The organism is Kitasatospora sp. NPDC091207, from assembly GCF_044768625.1.
Lineage (GTDB): Bacteria > Actinomycetota > Actinomycetes > Streptomycetales > Streptomycetaceae > Kitasatospora.
The window spans coordinates 91,776-110,958 of sequence record NZ_JBIVVS010000028.1 but is presented as its reverse complement, the minus strand read 5'-3'; the positions used below and the strand labels follow the sequence as shown (position 1 = coordinate 110,958).

The 19,183-nt window shown below is 71.0% G+C and carries 19 protein-coding genes and 4 pseudogenes; 9 read left to right on the top strand and 14 right to left on the bottom strand.

Annotated elements, in window-relative coordinates; translation table 11 throughout:
• Positions 1-451: 451 nt before the first annotated feature.
• Positions 452-733: a MerR family transcriptional regulator gene (locus tag ACIQTO_RS32640; protein ID WP_328959228.1), complete on the bottom strand. Its 282-nt coding sequence runs from the start codon at positions 731-733 to the stop codon at positions 452-454.
• A gap of 1,210 nt (positions 734-1,943) precedes the next feature.
• Between ACIQTO_RS32640 and ACIQTO_RS32635 the strand changes: the two genes are divergently transcribed.
• Positions 1,944-2,168 carry a hypothetical protein gene (locus ACIQTO_RS32635; RefSeq protein WP_402395775.1) on the top strand — a complete coding sequence of 75 codons (225 nt, stop codon included), beginning with the start codon at positions 1,944-1,946 and terminating at the stop codon, positions 2,166-2,168.
• Positions 2,169-2,195: 27 nt separating this feature from the next.
• Here ACIQTO_RS32635 and ACIQTO_RS32630 read toward each other — a convergent pair whose 3' ends face one another.
• Both ACIQTO_RS32630 and ACIQTO_RS32625 read right to left on the bottom strand, forming a co-directional pair.
• On the bottom strand, positions 2,196-2,477 hold the full coding sequence (locus ACIQTO_RS32630) for a hypothetical protein (protein WP_402395772.1): 282 nt from the start codon (positions 2,475-2,477) through the stop codon (positions 2,196-2,198).
• Positions 2,478-2,673: 196 nt separating this feature from the next.
• On the bottom strand, positions 2,674-3,318 hold the full coding sequence (locus tag ACIQTO_RS32625) for a tyrosine-type recombinase/integrase (protein ID WP_402395770.1): 645 nt from the start codon (positions 3,316-3,318) through the stop codon (positions 2,674-2,676).
• Positions 3,319-3,496: 178 nt separating this feature from the next.
• On the opposite strand from ACIQTO_RS32625, the gene ACIQTO_RS32620 reads away from it, so the two are divergent.
• Positions 3,497-3,886, top strand: a complete 390-nt coding sequence (locus ACIQTO_RS32620; RefSeq protein ID WP_402395768.1) for a hypothetical protein — start codon at positions 3,497-3,499, stop codon at positions 3,884-3,886.
• 329 nt (positions 3,887-4,215) lie between these two features.
• Here the strand turns inward: ACIQTO_RS32620 and ACIQTO_RS32615 are convergent, their stop codons facing one another.
• The 3 genes and pseudogenes from ACIQTO_RS32615 to ACIQTO_RS32605 form a co-directional block, all read right to left on the bottom strand.
• Positions 4,216-5,829 carry a peptide chain release factor 3 gene (locus ACIQTO_RS32615; protein ID WP_402395765.1) on the bottom strand — a complete coding sequence of 538 codons (1,614 nt, stop codon included), beginning with the start codon at positions 5,827-5,829 and terminating at the stop codon, positions 4,216-4,218.
• A complete protein-coding gene (locus ACIQTO_RS32610; RefSeq protein ID WP_402395783.1) occupies positions 5,826-6,395 on the bottom strand; it encodes a hypothetical protein in 570 nt (189 codons plus the stop codon). The genes ACIQTO_RS32615 and ACIQTO_RS32610 overlap by 4 nt, the downstream gene beginning before the upstream one ends.
• Positions 6,396-6,441: 46 nt before the next feature.
• Positions 6,442-6,597 (bottom strand): annotated as a pseudogene (locus ACIQTO_RS32605) (hypothetical protein); the annotation flags it as partial.
• On the opposite strand from ACIQTO_RS32605, the gene ACIQTO_RS32600 reads away from it, so the two are divergent.
• Positions 6,542-6,865 (top strand): hypothetical protein, encoded by a 324-nt coding sequence (locus tag ACIQTO_RS32600; RefSeq protein WP_402395780.1) that lies wholly within the window; start codon positions 6,542-6,544, stop codon positions 6,863-6,865. The pseudogene ACIQTO_RS32605 and the gene ACIQTO_RS32600 overlap by 56 nt on opposite strands.
• A complete protein-coding gene (locus ACIQTO_RS32595) occupies positions 6,772-7,302 on the top strand; it encodes an IS5 family transposase (protein WP_402395762.1) in 531 nt (176 codons plus the stop codon). Before ACIQTO_RS32600 ends, ACIQTO_RS32595 begins: the two co-directional genes overlap by 94 nt.
• Positions 7,303-7,356: 54 nt before the next feature.
• Here the strand turns inward: ACIQTO_RS32595 and ACIQTO_RS32590 are convergent, their stop codons facing one another.
• The 5 genes and pseudogenes from ACIQTO_RS32590 to ACIQTO_RS32570 form a co-directional block, all read right to left on the bottom strand.
• A complete protein-coding gene (locus ACIQTO_RS32590) occupies positions 7,357-8,562 on the bottom strand; it encodes a cytochrome P450 (protein WP_402395760.1) in 1,206 nt (401 codons plus the stop codon).
• A gap of 91 nt (positions 8,563-8,653) precedes the next feature.
• On the bottom strand, positions 8,654-8,872 hold the full coding sequence (locus ACIQTO_RS32585; RefSeq protein ID WP_402395758.1) for a ferredoxin: 219 nt from the start codon (positions 8,870-8,872) through the stop codon (positions 8,654-8,656).
• 218 nt (positions 8,873-9,090) lie between these two features.
• On the bottom strand, positions 9,091-9,309 hold the full coding sequence (locus tag ACIQTO_RS32580) for a hypothetical protein (protein ID WP_402395755.1): 219 nt from the start codon (positions 9,307-9,309) through the stop codon (positions 9,091-9,093).
• Positions 9,310-9,349: 40 nt separating this feature from the next.
• Positions 9,350-9,556 (bottom strand): annotated as a pseudogene (locus tag ACIQTO_RS32575) (hypothetical protein); the annotation flags it as partial.
• 61 nt (positions 9,557-9,617) lie between these two features.
• A pseudogene (locus ACIQTO_RS32570) lies at positions 9,618-9,716 on the bottom strand (GNAT family N-acetyltransferase); the annotation flags it as partial.
• Between the two features lie 575 nt (positions 9,717-10,291).
• Here ACIQTO_RS32570 and ACIQTO_RS32565 point away from each other — a divergent pair.
• Positions 10,292-11,290, top strand: coding sequence for an ArsR/SmtB family transcription factor (locus ACIQTO_RS32565; protein ID WP_402395752.1), 999 nt, complete (start codon positions 10,292-10,294; stop codon positions 11,288-11,290).
• A gap of 54 nt (positions 11,291-11,344) precedes the next feature.
• On the opposite strand, the pseudogene ACIQTO_RS32560 reads toward ACIQTO_RS32565, so the two are convergent.
• A pseudogene (locus tag ACIQTO_RS32560) lies at positions 11,345-11,733 on the bottom strand (transposase); the annotation flags it as partial.
• 797 nt (positions 11,734-12,530) lie between these two features.
• Here ACIQTO_RS32560 and ACIQTO_RS32555 point away from each other — a divergent pair.
• Positions 12,531-14,555 carry a transglycosylase domain-containing protein gene (locus ACIQTO_RS32555; RefSeq protein WP_402395750.1) on the top strand — a complete coding sequence of 675 codons (2,025 nt, stop codon included), beginning with the start codon at positions 12,531-12,533 and terminating at the stop codon, positions 14,553-14,555.
• A 41-nt stretch (positions 14,556-14,596) separates the two neighbouring features.
• Here ACIQTO_RS32555 and ACIQTO_RS32550 read toward each other — a convergent pair whose 3' ends face one another.
• Entirely contained in the window at positions 14,597-15,745 is a 1,149-nt protein-coding gene (locus ACIQTO_RS32550; protein WP_402395747.1) for a hypothetical protein, read from the bottom strand.
• 348 nt (positions 15,746-16,093) lie between these two features.
• Between ACIQTO_RS32550 and ACIQTO_RS32545 the strand changes: the two genes are divergently transcribed.
• The gene (locus ACIQTO_RS32545; protein ID WP_402395744.1) at positions 16,094-16,246 is read left to right on the top strand and encodes a hypothetical protein; all 153 of its coding nucleotides are present in this window, start codon (positions 16,094-16,096) and stop codon (positions 16,244-16,246) included.
• Positions 16,243-16,482 carry a hypothetical protein gene (locus ACIQTO_RS32540; RefSeq protein ID WP_402395743.1) on the top strand — a complete coding sequence of 80 codons (240 nt, stop codon included), beginning with the start codon at positions 16,243-16,245 and terminating at the stop codon, positions 16,480-16,482. Before ACIQTO_RS32545 ends, ACIQTO_RS32540 begins: the two co-directional genes overlap by 4 nt.
• A gap of 198 nt (positions 16,483-16,680) precedes the next feature.
• Here ACIQTO_RS32540 and ACIQTO_RS32535 read toward each other — a convergent pair whose 3' ends face one another.
• Entirely contained in the window at positions 16,681-17,604 is a 924-nt protein-coding gene (locus tag ACIQTO_RS32535) for a LysR family transcriptional regulator (RefSeq protein WP_402395741.1), read from the bottom strand.
• Positions 17,605-17,841: 237 nt separating this feature from the next.
• Between ACIQTO_RS32535 and ACIQTO_RS32530 the strand changes: the two genes are divergently transcribed.
• Positions 17,842-19,137 carry a cytochrome ubiquinol oxidase subunit I gene (locus ACIQTO_RS32530; protein ID WP_402395738.1) on the top strand — a complete coding sequence of 432 codons (1,296 nt, stop codon included), beginning with the start codon at positions 17,842-17,844 and terminating at the stop codon, positions 19,135-19,137.
• Positions 19,138-19,183: the final 46 nt, after the last annotated feature.

The window sequence follows — 19,183 nt, the reverse complement described above, 5'->3', positions numbered from 1 at the left end:
GAGAGCTACCTCGCCGGCCTCCACCTCCGCGCCTCGATGATCTGGATCAAAGACCTCACCAAGACCCCTTGATCACGACCAAATACGCTCCCTAGTGCAGCGCCGCGGCGGTCACCCAGTGGCCGTCGGGGGCGGTGATCGGTGCGGTGGGAGCGTGGGCTCGGTCCGGTCAACGGAAAGTAGGCCGGGCCCGGGCCCACGCCGCGGGGCACGCGTCATGACCCGGGCAGAACGGTAGTGGATGAACTGGGCGTGTACTTCCACGGGGCGGCGAGCCGTCGTACCAGGTAGCCCGGGGCCGGTCCGTGCCGGTGGGGCAGGTGTCGGGCGGCCGGGCCGGTGGAGAACGGTCGGCCGGCGAACCGGAACTGGGGGACTCGTGCCCGGGGCGGCCTGCGGTGAGCACGGTATCGCTCACCGCGGGCCGGTTTCGTCGGCCTGGATGGCTGGGTCAGGTGTCGGCGGCGGGTTCCTGGCCGTGCTGGGAGCGGCGGAGCTGTTCGTTGATGTGCAGGGCTTCTTCGAGTTGGTCTTCGAGGATGATGATGCGGCAGGCGGCGTCGATGGGGGTGCCCTGGTCGACGAGGTCGCGGGCGCGCATGGCGATCCGTAGTTGGTAGCGGGAGTAGCGGCGGTGTCCGCCCTCCGAGCGCAGGGGGGTGATGAGGCCCTGCTCGCCTAGGGAGCGCAGGAAGCCGGGGGTGGTGCCGGTCATCTCGGCGGCGCGGCCCATGGTGTAGGCGGGGTAGTCGTCGTCGTCGAACGAGCTGACGGGGTCGGGGGTATGCGGTCGGATGGTTGCCGTGGTCACTGCACCTCTTCTTGTTGTGTCGGGGGACGCGCTGAGGGGCCCCGGGGCCATAACGGCTCCCGGGGCCCCGAAGGGTTTTACACCATCTGCCGGCCCTGTGGCCGACTTCCTTATGTCCGCCTCGCCCCGGGGGTGGGGGCGTGCGGGGATCGCGTATGCGTGACCGGAAACCACCGTCCTTGCCTTGGGGGTCTTCGGAATCCGCCCGGGTGACTGCCTCACGGGCCGGGCGATCCTGATGGCGCTCTGTCCCCTCCGTTCATCCTCTGGACTGGCCGATTACTGCGAACTGCGGGTACTTCCAACTGCCGGGTACTGCGACCTGCTCGGAACTGCGGTACTGCTGGTACTGCGAACTGCGTGGTAGTGCCAACTACCCGGTACTGCTGTGACGGTCCTTGCGGTCCGCCGGTCCCGGCAGCCAGCCCCGTCGCCCGTCCTGCTCAACCGCTCGGCTTGGAACCCCACTGCCGGACTCCCAGCACGCGCGCCCGCAGTCTTGGGCGCCTTCACTGGGATACCGCGTACTGCGACTGCCGGTACTGCCCAACTCGACTTCACCTGCTGGTCATGCACTTACCGGCATGCGGTACCGCTCGGTGGCGGCCCCTGATACCTGCGGGCCGCCTGGCCCGGTCGCCAGTCCCGTCGCCGTCCTGCACCTGCCGTGGCTTCGGGACTCCGCTACCGCGCCGCCTTATTGCGTCACCTTCTTCACGCCCACCTGCCCGGCGCGTCCTGCGTCCTTCTCACTACGGGTACTGCTCCTGCTGAACCGCGGTACCGCTGTGCGGCGGCCCCTGATACCTGCGGGCCGCCAGGCCCGGCCACCGGTCCTGTCGCCTTACTGCACCATCCCTGGCTTCAGGGCCCTGCAACCGTGCCGACCTGCGAACTTCTGTCCTGCTGCCCGCCAGTTCGTGTCTGGCGGGTACCGCTTGATCTCGTCTACGAGAGAAACACTAACCACGGTGTGCGGCAATGTCTACTCCAGCGGGCATAGATTTTTCGGTGTCGGTCGGGCAGGTAGTCTTCGCCCCGCACAGGGCGGGGCGGCGGGTCGCCGCAGCCGCGCCAGGACGGAGGGTGCCGCGTCCGGCGGCCAGGACGACGAACGAACGGGAGGCGAGCGGTGGAAGGGCCGCAGGCCGCGCGGCGGGTGCACACCCCCGACCCCCATACCCAGGCGTCGCTGGCGGCGGCCATCGCCGAAGCCGTCCGCGACCGCGACGAGCGGGTCCTGCGCCGGCTGCTGGCCCGCTTCGCCGAACAGGCCGCCCTCACCGACCTGCCCGCCCTGCGCGATGCCATCGACACCACCGGGCAGCACGGCGACCGCCCGCCGGGAGCCCGTTAGGCCGAGCCGGCCCGCCACACTCCCGGATCAGAAGGCGCGGGCGGCCGCGTCGCAGGTCAGGCAGACGTACCCGGCCCAGCGCGGCGGATACCAGCTCTGTCCCGGCCGCTGCGGGCTCCACCGGTCGACCACCATGGCCGAGGTGTCCATTCCGCACGCGGTCAGCGCCGCCGGGCCGCCGGAGGCGCCCGGCTCCGAGGATGCGGCATGGACCCGCCGCACCGACATGGCATCGACCTGATCGCCGCCGATCCCCAGGACGAGCGAGTCCAGCGGCTCGACCAGTTCCAGCAGAACCACGATGCCCATGGGTCAACCGTGCGCGCGCCCGGCGGCGAACGCGACCGCACCAGGACGCGAGGTGGCCGGCGGTGGACCACGCCGGCCACCCCGCTCGCGGCCAGCCGCGCCGAGGTGGCGTTCATCGGCGTCACCGAGGGGTGCCCCGGGGCGGCGCACCAAGGCCCGGTGTGCGGAGGGAAGGGGTCCCGGCCGCGCCCCGGGGTCAGGCGGAGATCGCGTCGCGTTCGGCCTTGGCCGTGATGGTGATCTTGCGGGGGCGGGCTTTCTCGCTGACCGGCACGCGCATGCTCAGCACGTTGCGCTCCACGTCCAGGTCGATGGTCTTCGGGTCGATGCCCGGCGGGTCCAGGCGCAGCACGAACACCTCGCCGTCGCGGTAGGCGACCAGCGGCATGCCCGCCGGCTGGGAGAGGGTACCGACCAGCTGCTGGGTGAGCCGGTTGAGGACCCACCGCGGCCGCAGGGGCGATCCGTCCGCGTGGGCGAGGACCAGGCCCTCAGGCAGGCCCTCCGGGTCGCCGGCCATCTGGATGGCGGCCTGGCGGTGGAGGGCGGCCATGACTCTGGGGGAGAGGCTGACCCAGGCGCGGCCGGCCTCGGTCTTGGCCTCGCGGAGGTGGATCTTTCCGTTGTCGATGGCGGCGAGGGTCCAGCGGACGTAGAGCTTGCGGTCCATGAGGTGGATGTCCGACCAGTGCAGGGCGAGGACCTCACCGCGGCGCATGCCGGTGCCGAGCATGACCTCGAACAGATCGGTCAGCTGGTCCGCGTACTGCTCGGCGCCGTGCTGCAGGAAGGTCGCGGGGTTTTGGCCCCTCGGAGTCGCCCCCGCGGAGGGAAGCTCCAAACCGCCTCCTGCTGCGTTGGCTGAAGACCGTCGCGGTGAGGGTCGGAGGAACGGTGAGGGCCGGAGGAAGAGGTGCTCTTGAAAGGGCGTAGCCGGCCTGGCTCCCGTCTCGGATACCGTGTTCCTCTACGGGGTGCCATAACGGATGTGACGCCCCCCACCGGAGGTAAGTCAGCGTATGAGTTCAAAGCGCAGCAAGAATCCAGCCCTGCCCGTACTCGACGACGCATTCCGACTCGCGTCGGTCAAGGACGTCGAAGAGTCCGCCCGTGACTTGGCCGCGCGGCTGGCCACCACCGAGCTGCGCCGCGTTTCCCACCCGGGCCGGGTCACCTGGGAGCCCACCGATCAGGCCGAGCCCGTACCGGTCCCGCCGACTGTGGTCGACGGTGACGGGGACCTGTGGCTGCGGGACCGGGGCACTGGCACCTGGACCATGCCCGAGTTCAACCCGGAGGAGTACCCGGCCCGCTGTGGCGAGGTGCTGACGTGGAACGAGCTTGCCTGCGAGTACGGCCCGCTGACCGCATTGGCCGACGACCGCCGCATCGGCGGCCGCCGGCGCTGACCGCGCAGCCCTCTGGGACGACCGCGCCCCTGAAGCGCCCGTTGCGGGTAGCTGGGAGCTCCAGCTCACCGCCGAGCCCGACGATGGCGGCGAGCAGGTGAGCGTGGTGGTGGCGTCCGACGGCCTCGAGCAGCGCGGGGCGGCCCTGGCGCCACCCGACGTCCTCGGTCCGGCCGGCGTCGGTGGCTCACCCGGGTAGCGGTCGGCCTTCGGTTGCCGTGGTGAGCGCGCGGCCCAGCCCGCCGAGCGACTGCTGCCAGTCGGCCCACTGCCCGAGCAGGCCGCGCAGCAGCTTGTCGACGGCGGCCGCCGGGCCGAGAGGTCGGCGATCAGTCCGCCGTGGCGATCAGCGGCTGGAGCAGGATGTCGGGGTGGGCGCGCTGGAAGGCGTTCAGCTGCCACTTGTCGGCGAACAAGGCCAGCAGCACGCCATCCGAGCGGCGGGTGAGCACCTCGCCGCTGATCAGGCGGGCTTTGGCCAGGGCAGCGGCGCCGTCGGCGTCAGTGATCCGGGCCAAGCGGTAGGAGAGCTGGTCGAGGGCGATTGGGGAAGAGAACTCGTGCTCCATCCGGTGCAGGATCACATCGAACTGCATCGGGCCGACCGCGGCCATGACCGGCGCCTGGTCGCCACGCCGGTCGGAGACCAGCACCTGGATCACGCCTTCCTCGTCGAGTTGGGCGACGCCCTTGCGGAACTGCTTGGACCGGCTGATGTCCTTGGGCCGTGCCACCGCGAAGTACTCGGGGGCGAAGGCGGGCAACGGGGGAAACTCGGTCTTCTTGCCGGTGAAGAGGGTGTCGCCGACCCGCAGCGCGCTCGCGTTGATCAGGCCGACCACATCGCCGGGGTACGCGGTGTCGACCACGGTGCGCTCGGCTCCGAAGACGGTGTGCGCGTACTTGGTTGCGAACGAGCGGCCGCTGGCCGCCCGGGTGACGTGCATGCCGCGCTCGAAGACGCCGGAGCAGACTCGGACGAAGGCGATCCGGTCGCGATGGGCCGGGTCCATGTTCGCCTGGATCTTGAACACCAGGCCGGAGAACTCCTCGCCGACCTCGCGGCTGCCGCCCTTGGCCAGCTGGCGGGGCCCGGGAGCCGGAGCGAGGTCGACCACGGCGTCGAGCAGGAGCTTCACACCTATGTTGGTCAGCGCGGCGCCGAAGAAGACCGGGCTGATCCTGCCGGCCTCGAAGGCCTCCTGGTCGTAGCCGGGGCCGGACGAGAGCACCAGCTCCAGTTCCTCCAGCGCGGTCGTCCAGGCTTCGCCCTCCTGCTCGGCGGCCTTCTCGGAGGTGAGCTGCTCCTCGAGGGCGGCGTGCGTGCCGGCCGGCACCTTGGTGTAGCGCAGCATCTGCTCGGTGTTCCCCGCTTCGACCAGGCCGCGCAGGTTGCCCGCGCTGCCCACCGGCCAGACGACCGGGACGGGGGTGATCCCGAGGTGCGTCTCGATGTCCTCGAGCAGGGTGAGTGCATCCTGGCCGCGCCGGTCCCACTTGTTGATGAAGGTGATCACGGGGACGCCGCGATGGCGGCAGACCGCGAACAGCTTGCGGGTCTGCTCCTCCAGGCCCTTGGCCGCGTCGACCAGCATGATCGCGCAGTCGACGGCGGCCAGCACCCGGTAGGTGTCCTCGGAGAAGTCGGCGTGGCCGGGGGTGTCGACCAGGTTCATCACGTGCCCGCGATAGCCGAACTGCAATGCGGCCGAGGTCACCGAGATACCGCGCTCGCGTTCCAATTCCATCCAGTCGCTGGTCACGCCGCGTCGGTCACCCTTGGCGTGCACCGCACCGGCAGAAGTGATCGCCCGCGCGTGCAGTGCCAGCGCCTCGGTGAGCGTGGACTTGCCCGCGTCCGGATGGCTGATCACGGCGAAGGTCCGTCGGCGGCCGGCCTCATGAAGGACCTGCGGGACGGGGGTCGACTGTACGGTGCTCACGTGTTTCCTCGGGTACGCATCGGCAGCAGGCCGGGTGACGCCTCTCCGTACCTGGTGAGCCTGGGATCAGGTCCGCAGGCCCAGGAAGCGATAATAGGCTGTCGGGCGGCGTGACCCCGAAATTCCCGTTCTCTGGGGGAGAGGCTGATCCAGGCTCGGCCGGCCTCGGTCCTGGGCCGGCCGAAGGCCAGGCCGTTGTTGTTGACGGCGGCGAGCGTCCAGCGGACGAAGAGCCGGCGGTCCATGAGGTGGACGTCCGACCAGTGCGGGGCGAGGACCTCGCCGCGGCGCAAGCCAGTACCAAGGATGACCTCGAACCGGTCGGTGAGCTGGTCGGCGTACTGCTCGGCGTACTGCTCGGCGTACTGCTCGGCGTTGTGCCGCAGGAAGCTCGCGGCCTCTTCCGGAGTCCAGCAGGTACGCTCGGCGGCGCGGGGCTTTGGCGGGACGGAGTGCTTGGCCGGGTTGTAGCGCAGCCGCCAGGAGGAGACGGCGTCGTTCAGCGCGTTGCGCAGCGTGGACGCGGCCGCGCCCGGCCTCCAGCTGGGCGGCGATCCACTCGTCAACGTGATGGGGACGAAGGTCGAGCAGCCGGATGTGGCCGAACGCCGGGATCAGGTCGCGCTCGACCCACGCCACGTAGCCGGCGTAGGCGCTCGGTGACAGGTGCGCCCGCTTCGTGACCAGCCACTCGCGCGGGTAACTCGCCACCTTGGTTCGGCGGTTCTCGTACACCCCGCGCAGCTCACCGTCCAACACCGCCCGCATCTCCCACAACGCCTCCCAGGCCGAAGCGCACGCGGCAGGCGACATCGACTGGGACGTCTCGGTCGACTCCACGATCGTGCGGGCCCACCAGCACGCGGCCTGCGCCCGGACCGATCCGCCGTCGGCCCTGGCCTCAAAGGGGGCTGGGCCCGGGGAACACCAGGGCGAGACGCCGTGGCAGAGCCTCGTCGCCCGCCTGGTGAAGGTGATGGTGGAGGCGAGGGCCTTGGCCGCTCGCGGGGCGGGTTCACCAGCAAGGTCCACCTGAGCGCGGACGGCCGGTGCCGCCCGCTGTCCCTGGTCGTCACACCGGGGCAGCGGGCGGACCGCACGCGGTTCGAGCCGGAACTGGAGAAGATCCGTGTCCCGCGGACAGGGCCGGGCAGGCCCCGGAAGACGCCCGACAGCGTGGCCGCCGACAAGGCCTACAGCAACGGCGCGTGCCGCGCCTACCTGCGCAGGCGCGGCATCCGGCACACGATCCCGGGGAAGGCGGACAGTCAGGCCGCCCGCCTGCGCGAAGGCTCACGGGGCGGGTGCCCACCGGCCTTCGATGAGAAGCAGGACAAGAAGCGCAACACCGTCGAACGGGCCATCAACAAGCTCACGCACGCCCGAGCGGTCGCAACCCGATACGACAAGCGCGGATACGTCTACCTCGGCACCGTCACCGCGGCCGCTCTCGTCCTCCGGCTCCGCACATGATCGCCTGGACAGCTCCGCCCGGTACTCCAGTGAGAGTTCTCCTTCGGGCCCCGCTCACCAGGTCACGGGCAGTGACCGCATCCCGTAGATGAACGACTCGGTACGGAACTCGCGCTCGCCGGCCGGCCGCAGCCCCGGCAGCCGGCGGAACAGCGTCTCCAGGGCGATCTGGAGTTCGGCGCGGGCCAGCGGCTGGCCCAGGCACTGGTGCACGCCGAAGCCGAACGCCAGGTGCCGCCGGGCGTCCCGGTCCAGGTCCAGCTCGTCCGTCGCCCGATGGCCGGCGCCGCCGAACACCGCCTCGTCCCGGTTGGCGGTGGAGAGCATCGCCATCACGCCCTCCCCGGCCCGGACGGTGACGCCGCCCAGCTCCACGTCCTCCAGCGCCACCCGGGGCAGGCCGGTGTGCACGATGGTCAGCAGCCGCAACAGCTCGTCCACCGCGCCCGGCAGGGTGGCCGGGTCGGCCAGGCCGGGGATCTGCTCGGGGTGCTCCAGCAGCAGCGCGGTCGACAGCGAGATCATGTTCGCGGTCGTCTCGTGCCCGGCGATCAGCAGCAGCACGCCCATGGCGGCCACGTCGTCCGGGGTCAGGTCGTCCCGCGCCGCGAGTCGGCTGAGGACGTCGTCCTCCGGCTGTGCGCGCTTGCGGGCCGTCAGGTCGCGCAGGTAGTCCAGGACCCCCTCCTGGGCCTCCCGGAGCTGCTCCACGGTGCTCTCCCGGTTGAGCATCGTGCGGCTCAGGCTCTGGAAGCGGTCGTGGTCCTCGTACGGCACGCCGAGCAGCAGGCAGATCACCAGGGAGGGCACCGGCAGCGCGAAGTCGGTGACCAGGTCGGCCGTGGTCCGGTCCGCGGTCATCCGGTCCAGTGCCTCGTCCACGATCCGCTGGATCTCCGGGCGCAGCGCCTCCACCCGCTTGACCAGGAATTCCCCGGTGAGCATGCGGCGCTGGCGGGCGTGCTCGGGGTCGTCGAGCCGCAGGAAGTCCGGATTGTCGGTGATCAGCTCGCGAGCGCCGGCGACCAGCAGCGGGAAGGCCGGGTGGCGTATGTCGGCACTGAACCGGCGGTCGGACAGCACGGTGCGGACCTCGGCGAAGCCGGTGACCAGCCAGCAGAGGTCGCCGTCGGGCAGCTCGGCCCTGGTCACCGGCCCGGTGGCGGCGGCCTCGGGGTACGCGGGCGGCGGGCCGAACGGGCAGCCGCCGGAGTGCCGGGCCGGCAGTGGGAGGACGGGGGTGGTGGGTGCGGTGGTCAAGGCGGGGGTCTCCTCACGTCGCGGGTGTTCTCGTGGGGTTCGGGGCCCGGGAAGGTTCCCGGCGGCCTGCGGGGCCGGCGGCGGGGGTCCGTCAGGCCCCGGTCCGCGCGGGCTCGTCCCCGGTGACGGTGATCGCCCGGCCCGGGCAGAGCTCGGCGGCGAGTCTGACGTCGTCGAACTGCTCGGGCAGCAGGACGGTCTGACGGAGCCTCACGAGACTGTCCCGGTCGTCCTGGTCGAAGACCGCGGGGGCGTTCGTCACGCACATGCCGGAGCTGCAGCAACGGTCCCGGTCGACGCTCACCTGCATGTCGGGCACCTTTCGCCAGGGCGGCGCCGACTGCCCGGCGGCCGCCTCTCGTTGTCACGGTCAACCTAGCCGTCGCTGGTCCGTTCACGGAGGGGTACGGTGGCCGGATCGGGAATGGCTGATTCGGCCCCTGCGTGTGAACCCCCATTGCGGTGCAATGCGTTTCAACCTGCGGTACTTCGCCGGACGGGTCGGCGGACCCGGCCGCGCGGACGGCCTCACAAGCCTTCGGCGGTGGTCAACTCCCGTACGGAGAACACCGTGTCGGCCTCGGCGGCGCTCTTGTCCGGCGGGTAGCGCACCACCCGGGCGTACCGCAGGGCCAGCCCGGCGGGGCAGCAGGGGCTGCGCTGGAGGCCGTCGAAGGCGACCTCGACGACCAGTTCCGGCCGGACCGGCACCGTCCGGGCGTCCCGCCCGGTCTCCCGGGCGAGCAACTCGACGGTCTGCCAGGCGAGCGTCCGGTCGGTCAGCCCCCTCCCAGGCCGGGTACTTGTTGTAGGGGCGTGGTCGGCGGTCCAGGGCGAAGAGCAGGTCGAGCAGGAACCCGACACTGGCCGCTGCGTCGAGGTGGCCGGCGAGCGGGTTGCCGCCGCGGTGGTTCTTGACCGAGCGGTAGAGCGAGTTGGCGTAGGCGTCCAGCAGGGCGGCGGCGGACCGGAAGGCATCCTCGGCGCCGAGTCGTCCCGCGGATCCGCTGCTCGGCGGAGCGGATCAGCAGCGTGCCGATCCCGCGGGACTGCAGGGCCGGGTGGACGCCGAGTTGCCAGAGCGTGCCGGCGCCGGGTTCGACCGTGTAGTCGATGCCGCCGACCGCCGCCGGGAGCCCGACCGGCGTGCACACCGTCAGGTAGTCGACCTCGCCCGCCTCGGCTCGGCGGATCTGGTGGACGATCTCGCGCACGTGCTGCGGGGAGCCGGCCCAGCCGCAGGCCGGCAGGTCCGCGTCTGTGAGGCCGCGCACCGACAGGTGCGCCGGTGCCTTCGCTCGGGCTGCGGTGGCGACAGTGGGGCCCTACGCCTCACACGGGTCATCAGGGACAAGGGCATCGGGCACCTCACAAGCCCTGGCGAAGACCACCAACTACCAGTCGGCACGGTCCACCCTCGGAGCGATTGTCACATAGAGGCTTCCGCGGTCTCCGTCGAGCGGCATCCTGAAACGATCAGTTGGTAGCGATCTGTCAGGTCGGGTGCGCTTCACCGGGCGACACCGGGCGTTCGGTCCCACGAACGCCCGGTCGAGGATCGTGCTCCGGCCCCCACTCCCCTCGTGGTGGGGGCCGGAGCGGGCCTCAGTCGCGCCGACGGGAGAGAGCATGCCAACGGGGACGGCCGGACGGCCATGCATTAGCCTCTGGGCCTAATAGTCAACAACGCGGCAGGTCAGGACGGCTGCGGGGAACCGGAGGAAGGTTCGTGATCGCACTGAGGTTCGGGGTCACGGACCTCGCGAGGACCCGGTTCGTCATATCCCCGTTCGACCACCTGATGGCCGGCTCGGCCCGGTTGGGCGTTCACCAGGGCAGCGGGTCGCGCGGCGAGCGCTGGTGGCGGGACGTCCGCCGCCACGTGCCCCACCGGGCCGTGCGCTTCCTGGAGGTGGTCAACGCGAGCCCGGTCGGCGTCCCCGACTTCATGGTGGCGGACCTCGACGCCGTCCGCCGGCAACTGACCGACGAGCTCGACGCGCTCCTCTCCGTCCCGGAGCAGGCCGTGGAGGAGGGTGTCGCGATGTTCGGCAGCGGCCCGGAAGTCCCCGCCGCCCTGGCCCGGTTGCGCGAGGACGGCAGCCGGGGCCTGCGCGAGGTCAGCGACGGCGCCTGGGCGCTGTTCCGGTCCTGCCTCGCCCCGGACTGGCCCGACATCCGCCGCGCCCTGGAGGCCGACATCGCCGTCCGGGCCCGCACCGCCGCCCGCTCCGGGATCGGCGAGATGCTCAACTCGCTCCACCCGAAGGCCGTCTGGCGGGACGACGGGGTACTGGAGTGCACCCTCGGCGAACTGGAGGGCTCCTTCGAGCTCGGCGGCCGGGGCCTGGAACTGCGGCCCAACTACTTCGTCCAGCGGAGCATCAGCCTGCTGGCCGGGCCGGGCCGCCAGAGCCTGCTGCTGCACCCGATCGCCACCCCGACCGCCGAGCCTGCGGCCCGGACACCGGCCGCCGACGGCCTCGCCGCCGTGCTCGGCCCCGCCCGGGCCCGCGTCCTGCGCGCCATCGCCGGCAGCGCCTGCTCCACCACCGAGCTCGCCCAGCGGCTCGGCGTCACCCCGCCCTCCGCCTCGGCCCATGCCGCCGCCCTGCGCACGGCCGGCCTGATCGCCACCCGCCGCGAGGGCAAGCGGGTCCGCCACACCCTCACCGACGTCGGCCACGACCTGCTCCTCGACAACCCGCCGCCCCAGCAGCAGGCCTGAGGGCGGCGGCCTGCCCGCACCCGGGCTTGTGCGACAAGCTCCGGCGGGCGTCCGCGACGTGCGGCGGGGGTCGTCGATCCAGATCATCGCGCCACGGAGGTGGAGGCCGGCGAGGTAGTCGGCGGGCGACCGTCCCGGCCGCCTTGCTTCTTCCGGCTGGCGGCCTGGTCCTTCTTCTCCTGGATGACGGCCTTGATCGCGCGGTGACGCAGGTGGGTGCGGTTGCCGCGGGACGCGTAGGCCTTGTCCCCGGCGACCGCGTCGGGCCGGGTGCGGGGACGGCTGACCGGCCCGCGGACCCGCAGTCTCTTGAGCACAGGGATGAACTGCGGGCTGTCGGCCGCCTGTCCCTCGGTCAGCACGAACACCAGCGGGCGGCACTTGGGGGCGCCGCCGCCGTCGATCTTGCTGGGTTTCCCGCCCCCGGAGCGTCCGAGCAGCGCGGCGATGAACTCCAAGCCCGCATCAGTCAGTTGCACTCGCGTCACACGACATGAACTTCCTGATCAGACCCGTCCGCGAGGGCGAATCCCACGGATTGATCACGACCCGACACCCGGCCTTGTAGCGCCTTGTCAGGTGGTGTCGTTGGCCTGCACGGGGGATGGGTTGTCGGCAGGTGGGGCAGGTTCCGGTCCTTGTCGCGATGAGGGGGTGGAGGAGGTCCAGGGCCCGGCTGAACGTCAGGCTCTGGCCGGGGCTCGTGGGAGGGCTGCGCTCCGACATCTGGAACGGCGCCGCGGCCGAGTTCGCCGACTGCGGAGCCCTGGCGGGTCCACCCGGCCGGTGGCTGGTGGAAGTTCGACGGCAGGTCCGACCGCGTCGGCCGGCCAGTCTCCTGCGCCCTCCTCGTGTCCCTCGCGACACCCGAAATCGAGACCGGCCGCTGCACACCGACCGCGGTACGGCTCGACGTGCCGATCCCGACCGACCTGGCCGCGCGAGTCGAGACGACCTCCGGACTCCCCGCGCGACTGCCCCTGACCTGGTGGACGACCGGAGAGCGGTCGATCCCGCGCCCCGGACTCGGACCCGGGGCGGGGCGGGCCGTCCGGGTTCCGGCGGCACGGCCCCATCGACCAGACGGGTCGTCAAATCCGTTGTTCTCCAGGCCTTATGGCTGCCAGGGGCGTGCCGGTATGACCATCATCACACCGCCCGACTGCTGTCGTGGTCCGACCTCACGGCATCTATCCCTTCGACGGGGTTCTGTACCCACGAACGAAGCGGAGAACGGACTGTGCGTGCACATCGAGGTGGCGGGGCCGAGGAAGAGAAGCCCGGACGTCGACGGTGGCGGCTGCCGCTGCGGCGGTCCTTGCGGTGGGTCGACTACCCGCGCAGGGGGCGGCGCGGAGTCCGGCGCTGGCTCCCCTCCTGGCGGCAACTGCTCCTGGCGGCGTTGCTGGGCGTCCTCGGCCCGACCGGGTGGCTGGTCTGGTTCTACACCGTCACGCAGGTGCCCGAGGACCTCAACGCCTTCGCCGTCCAGCAGAACAACGTCTACTACTGGGCGGACGGCACCGAGATGGCCCGCATCGGCGAGACCAACCGGCAGGAGGTGCCGCTCGACGGCGTCCCCGAACCGGTGCGGTGGGCCGTGCTCGTCGCCGAGAACGAGACCTTCTACTCGGACCCCGGGATCTCGGCCAAGGGCATCGGCCGCGCGCTCTGGAAGCTGGTCTCCGGCGGCGAGACCCAGGGCGGCTCCACCATCACCCAGCAGTACGTCAAGAACATCTACCTCAACCAGCGTCAGGACTTCTCCCGCAAGCTCAGCGAGGCCGTCATCGCCGTCAAGCTCGACGACCGGATGAGCAAGGACGACATCCTCGCGGGCTACCTCAACAGCAGCTGGTTCGGTCGCGGCAGCTACGGCATCCAGCGCGCCGCCGCGGCCTACTACGGCAAGGACGTCTCGCAGCTCGACGTCAGCGAGGGCGCCTTCCTCGCCGCCCTGCTCAAGGGAGCCGGGCGGTACGACCCGGCACTGAGCACGGCCAACCACGACCGGGCCGAGGAACGGTGGGCCTGGACCCTGGACCGGATGGTCGACACCGGAAAGCTCTCCCGCGCCGACCGTGCCCGGTACACCGTCTTCCCTGAACCGAAGCCGCAGCCGAAGTCCGCCGGCCTCGGCGGTCAGGTCGGCTACCTGGTCGACATAGCCAAGTCCTACATGGAGAGCCACACCGACATCACCCCCGCTGAGTTCGACCTCGGCGGCCACCAGATCTACACCACCTTCGAGAAGCCCGGGGTCACCGCCCTCGCCGCCGCCGTCCAGGAAGCCACGAAGGGCATCGACCCCGGCGCCCGGGACACCGACAAGTTCCTCAAGGTCGGCGCCGCTTCCGTCGCCCCCGACGGGCGGATCGTCGCCCTCTACGGGGGCCCCGACTACCTCAAACAGGGCTTCAACAACGCCAACACCTCCACAGTGCCGCTCGGTTCGGCCTTCGCCCCGTTGGTCTACGCCGCCGGACTCGACCAGGGCGTGCAACGCGTGCGGGGCGCCACCCGTACCCCGGTGACCTCCGGCACCACCTACAACGGGGACAACGGGGTGAACGTGATGACCCCGGAAGGCCCGTACTGGGGGCGTGACGGCAAGATCGCCAAGACCGCCAACGACGGCAAGCGCGACTGGGGCCAGGTCACCCTGCGCGGAGCCGTCGAGCAGTCCGTCAACGGGCCGATCATGCAACTCGGCGTGGACATCGGCCTCGAACGGGTGCAGACGACCGCCGCCGCCCTCGGCCTCCTTCCCAGCATCATGGGCGAACTCAGTCCCGGCTTCGCCGTCGGCAACTCCACCCCCAGCGCCATCCGCACCGCCGACGCCTACACCGCCTTCGCCGCCGGCGGCAGCCGCACCGACCCGTACTCCGTTCTCCGCATCACCCGCAACAGCGAGCCGCTCACGCTGCGCCTGCCCACCGCCGTCCAAGCACTGTCACCGGCCGTCGCCGCCGAGGTCGACGCGGCCCTCAAGGGCGCGGTCCGCGGTGGCAGCGCCGGCTGGGCGGCTGAAGCGGGGTCCGATCCGGCAGCGAAACCCGGCACCACCCCGGATCGCACGGTGGGGTGGGCGGTCGGCTACAGCGGGCAGCTCACCACGGCGGTCACGGTCTTCCGGGCCGACCTGCGGGACATGAAGCTGCTGTCCCTCGAAGGACTGGGCGGGGCCGGCCCGGACACCCCGGACTCGACGCTGCCCGGCCGGATCTGGAGCACGTACATGAAAGCGGCGGGCGGGCGGTAGGAGGACCGGGCGGCTGCGGTCCCGCGGCCGCCCGGCGGTCGTCATTTCACCAGCCGCGACCAGTCCGCCGGCTGTGCCGGGTCCAGCCGGCGCAGCTGGTCCAGCACCTTCGGGTCCTGGGCATCCAGCCAGTCGGCGACCTGGCGGAATGAGGCGCAGCGGACCTCCGCACGCTTGCAGACGCTCTTGATCACGTCCTCGATCGCCTGCATGTAGATGCCGCCGTTCCAGGCCTCGAAGTGGTTGCCGATGAACAGCGGGGCCCGGCTGCCGTTGTAGACCCGCTCGAAGCCCGCCAGGTAGCTGTCCCGGGTCGCCTTCTCCCAGGCATCGAACTTCTTCGGGTCGCCGTTCGTGGTGGTGCCGGACTGGCCGGCCAGGTAGTTGAAGTCCATGGAGAGGTTCTGGGAGGACGTGCCGGGGTTCGGCAGCAACTGCAGCGGGAAGTTCCAGACGCCTTCCTTCTTCACCGGCCACACCTGGAACTCGCCGGGCGAACTGGCGTCGTAGCGGAAGCCCTTGGCCTTCTCGACGGGCAGCAGGTTCTTCTGGCCCTCCAAGCAGGGGGCGCGGCCGCCGACCAGCTCCTTGGTGTAGTCGAACGGGAGCGGCGGCAGGTCCTTGTAGCCGGTGTTGGTACGCCAGTTGGTGACGAAGGATATCGCCTGGTCGAGCTCGGACGTCCACTCCTCGTTGGACCAGTCACCGCCCCCGCCGGGCTGCGGGCCGCAGAAGTGCCCGTTGAAGTGCGTGCCGATCTCGTTGCCGTCCAGCCAGGCCAGGCGGAGCTGCTCCAGGGTGTCCTTGATGTGGGCGTTGGTGGCGAAGTCGATCGATGCGGAGCCCGCGTCGTGCTTCGGGGGGCGGTAGAGCGCGCGTTTGGATTTGGGGAGGAGGTAGAGGCCGGAGAGGAAGAATGTCATCTGGGCGTTGTTCTCCACGCCCAGCTTCCGGAAGCTGGAGAAGAGGCGGTCGTCGCCCTCCAGGGCGCCGTCCCAGGACAGGACCACGAACTGCGGCGGCTTCTCCCCGGGCTTCAGCCGCTCGGGCTTGGGCTGCTTGGGCTGCGGGCCGGTGTCGGAGGTGGAGCCGTCGCCGAGCAGCTTGACCTGGCCGTCCCAGGTCGGCGTGGGCGTGGGGGGCGGGGCCGGGGTCTCGGTGGGGGCCGAGGGCGTGGGGCTCGCGGGCATGGTGCCGGTGGCGGCGGGTCTGCTCCTGGGGGTGGAACATCCCGCGTTCAGGACAAGTGCCGACGCGACTCCCACCGCCAGCACCCCGGTCACACCGCGAGCAGTCCGCACCGTACCTCCGCCAACCCGTCCGACAGTTCAGTCACTGTATTGATAAGACGTGATGGACAGTCACAATGGTTACATGGATGTCATATTGAGAACCCGGGGAGGGGCTTCGTTGCGCAGCGTGGAAACGGCCCGGTAGGCCGTCACGCGACCGCGCTTGGCCTCCAAGTGGGCGGTGACCCGGTCGTCGATGTGCTCCGGGCGCAGATCGAGAGCGCTCTACCGTCCCGACCTGCGGCGATGACTTCACGAGCCCCACAGCGGATCAGCGGCGCCCGGTCGGCGCGCCGCCCGCACTGGTCCCTGGGGCGGCAGGCCAAGCGGCTCGCCGACAGCGGGAGCCTGCTCGACTGGAGCTGGGCGACCTCGGAGTCCGCCGGAGCCTGGTCGTGAGCCACCACCAGCTCCCCACCTGCGAACGCCGGGCTCTGGAGCTGCTCGCCCAGCTCGGCCCCGGGCCCTTCTCGCCGCGCAGCGCGGCGGTGTTGCCGGAGACCTCGGACGACGCGGCGCCGGACCTGATCGACACCCTGATCGACGCCTCACCTGCCGGCCTCGGCCGAGAACGCCCCGGACCGCTACCAGTTCCGCCGGCTGACCCGGGCGCCGGCCCGGGAGCGGGGAGGTGAGGAGCGGTCGGCCGGTCCGGTGAGCCACTCCGTGGTGGCCTGATACCCGAGCGGATCACCGGTACGCGGCGAACGTCCGAGGGGCCTCCGGCTCGGGAGGCGTCAGGTCGATGCTGGTCATCGCCAGATACTTACCGACGGCCGCCTCGGGGTTCTTGGTGAGAACGAGGCACCGGCGCGCCGGGCGCCCGGGGTCGGTCAGGTCCGGTCGCGGGCCGTCCGGTGGTCCGGCCGGCGGTGCGTCATGATCGGCCTGCTGACGGTGAACTCGCGAAAGTGGCGGGCCGCTTCGGAGTGGTAGGCGGCCCGGTTCCACGCCAGGGCCAGCACCCGGTGGCAGTTCGGCGCCGCCACGTGCACCCAGGCCACCGGCACGTGCGTGTCGGTGCCGGCCAGCCGGGACATCGCCGGAATGAGGCCGATGCCCAGGCCGCTGCTGATCATGTCCTGACTGGCGCCCGGCTCGTCACCCTCGCAGGAGAGTCGCGGGGTGAGCCCTTCGGCGGCGAACATCCGGTCCAGCAGGGCGCGTTGCCAGTGCCCGCGGCGGGTGGTGACGAAGGGCTCGTCGGCGAGCTCGGCGATCGTCACGCTCTCCCGGCCGTCCAGCCAGTGCCCGCGCGGCACGGCCAGCAGCACTTCCTCGCGGAGCAGCTCGACCGACTCCAGGTCCGGGCCGTCCAGCGGTTGCGAGGCGACGCAGAAGTCTACTTCTCCCGCGCGGAGTTGGCGGTTCATCTCGTGCACGGTGGACTGGAAGAGCCGCACCTCGGCGCCCGGGAAGGCGGCCCGGAAACCGCCCATCAGATGGGTGACGGTCAGCAGGGTCTCGGAGGCCACGCCGACCCGGCCGAGCCCGGTCTCCCGCGCCTCGCTCAGTGCCCGGCGCGCGTCGTCGAGTTCGCTCAGCGCGCGGTCGACGTGGCGCAGGAACACCACTCCGTACTGGTTCAGCCGGATCCGCCGGCCCTGCCGGTCGAAGAGCGGCGAGCCCAGCTCGGCCTCCAGCCGGGCGATGGTGCGGCTGAGCGAGGGCTGGGCGACCTTGAGCTCCTCGGCGGCGCGGCTGATGTGCTCGAAACGGGCGACGGCCTGGAAGTAGCGCAGTTGCAGCAAATCCACGGTTCACCTCTGCTTATGCCTCACGGGTTATCCATACATAGCAAAACCGGTCTTGGAAGGCATAAGCAATCCTCGCCTAACGTCCTCGGTGGGTTCGCCGCTCAGGGTGGTGGGCGGTACTCCTGCCCACCACCCGAACACGCGAAGCGAGGAACCCTCCCTTTCGTCCCCTCCCTCCGCCTATCCCCTGTCCGCCTGCCGACCCGGAGGCCGACCGCCCCCCAGGAAGGTCGCATCATGAGCGCTGCGGATCTGGCCCGACTCCAGTTCGCGGCCACCACCAGCGTGCACTGGCTGTTCGTCATCCTCACCATGGGGCTGGTCCCCATCGTGGCGATCATGCACACCCGGGCCGCGTACACCCGGGACCCCGCCACCCGCGCGGTACGGGAACGCATGACTCGCTTCTGGGGCCAGCTCTACGTCATCAACTACGCGGTCGGGATCGTCACCGGCCTCGTCATGGAGTTCCAGTTCGGACTCAGCTGGAGCGGCCTGAGCAAGTTCGCGGGCAACGTCTTCGGCGCCCCGCTGGCGCTGGAGACCCTCATCGCCTTCTTCGCCGAGTCCACCTTCCTCGGCATGTGGATCTTCGGCTGGGGCCGGTTGGGCCGCGGCGTGCACGTCACGCTGATCTGGCTGGTCGCCCTCACCGCGTACGCCTCGGCGTTCTGGATCCTGGTCGCCAACGGCTTCCTCCAGCACCCGGTCGGTTATGAGGTGCGCGACGGCGCCGCCTACCTGACCGACTTCGGCGCGCTGCTGACCAACGCCAACGCCCTGGTGGCGCTCGGCCACCTCGCACTCGCCGGGCTCACCACCGGCGGCATGTTCGTCGCCGGCATCAGCGCCTGGCACTTCGCCAAGGGCACCCGGGAGACCGCGCTGTTCCGCAGCTCGCTGCGCCTGGGTGTCTGGATCAGCATGTCGGCCTCGTTCTTCGTCATCATCGTCGGCAACCTGCAGATCCCCGTGATCGAGCGGACCCAGCCGATGAAGGCGGCCCTCCTGAAGGGCAGTGGCGTCGCCGAGGAGCAGGCGCGGCTGGTCGCCCAGCACGGCCCCGGGGACTACGTGCCCTGGCAGGGCTGGGTGAGGAACTCGATGGACCTGATGACGATCCTCGGCAACTCGGTGTCGACCATCACGTTCGTCGCCGCCTTCCTGCTGGTGAAGGACCTGCTGGTGCGCAAACGCTGGCTCGCCTACTTCATGACCGCGATCATCCCGCTGCCCTTCATCGCCTCCGTCGGCGGCTGGGTGGTGCGCGAGATCGGACGCCAGCCGTGGCTCGTCTACGGGGAGTTGACCGTCGAGGACGCGCTCTCGAACGTCGGCAGGGGATCCCTGATGGTGTCCTGCGTGGTGTTCATCGCCATCTTCGCCGCCCTCGCGGTGACCAACTGGACGCTGATCACCCGCTTCGCCCGCCGCGGCCCGGACGGCGCCCAGCTCGGCGCCGTCGAGCCGCCCGCCGACGACCTGCCCGCTGCGGGCGGCTCCGACGGGAAGCAGCCGCTCCCGGCCTTCTGAACCGGACCACCGGCCCCGCGCCGCGATGAACTCCACCGATATGACG

Excerpts from the sequence above, each read along its gene's own strand:
- ACIQTO_RS32620 (WP_402395768.1), top strand. The coding sequence starts at position 3,497 with ATGAGTTCAAAGCGCAGCAAGAATCCAGCCCTGCCCGTACTCGACGAC.
- ACIQTO_RS32545 (WP_402395744.1), top strand. The coding sequence starts at position 16,094 with ATGACTTCACGAGCCCCACAGCGGATCAGCGGCGCCCGGTCGGCGCGC.
- ACIQTO_RS32550 (WP_402395747.1), bottom strand. The coding sequence starts at position 15,745 with ATGCCCGCGAGCCCCACGCCCTCGGCCCCCACCGAGACCCCGGCCCCG.
- ACIQTO_RS32530 (WP_402395738.1), top strand. The coding sequence starts at position 17,842 with ATGAGCGCTGCGGATCTGGCCCGACTCCAGTTCGCGGCCACCACCAGC.
- ACIQTO_RS32640 (WP_328959228.1), bottom strand. The coding sequence starts at position 733 with ATGGGCCGCGCCGCCGAGATGACCGGCACCACCCCCGGCTTCCTGCGC.
- ACIQTO_RS32630 (WP_402395772.1), bottom strand. The coding sequence starts at position 2,477 with ATGGGCATCGTGGTTCTGCTGGAACTGGTCGAGCCGCTGGACTCGCTC.
- ACIQTO_RS32585 (WP_402395758.1), bottom strand. The coding sequence starts at position 8,872 with ATGCAGGTGAGCGTCGACCGGGACCGTTGCTGCAGCTCCGGCATGTGC.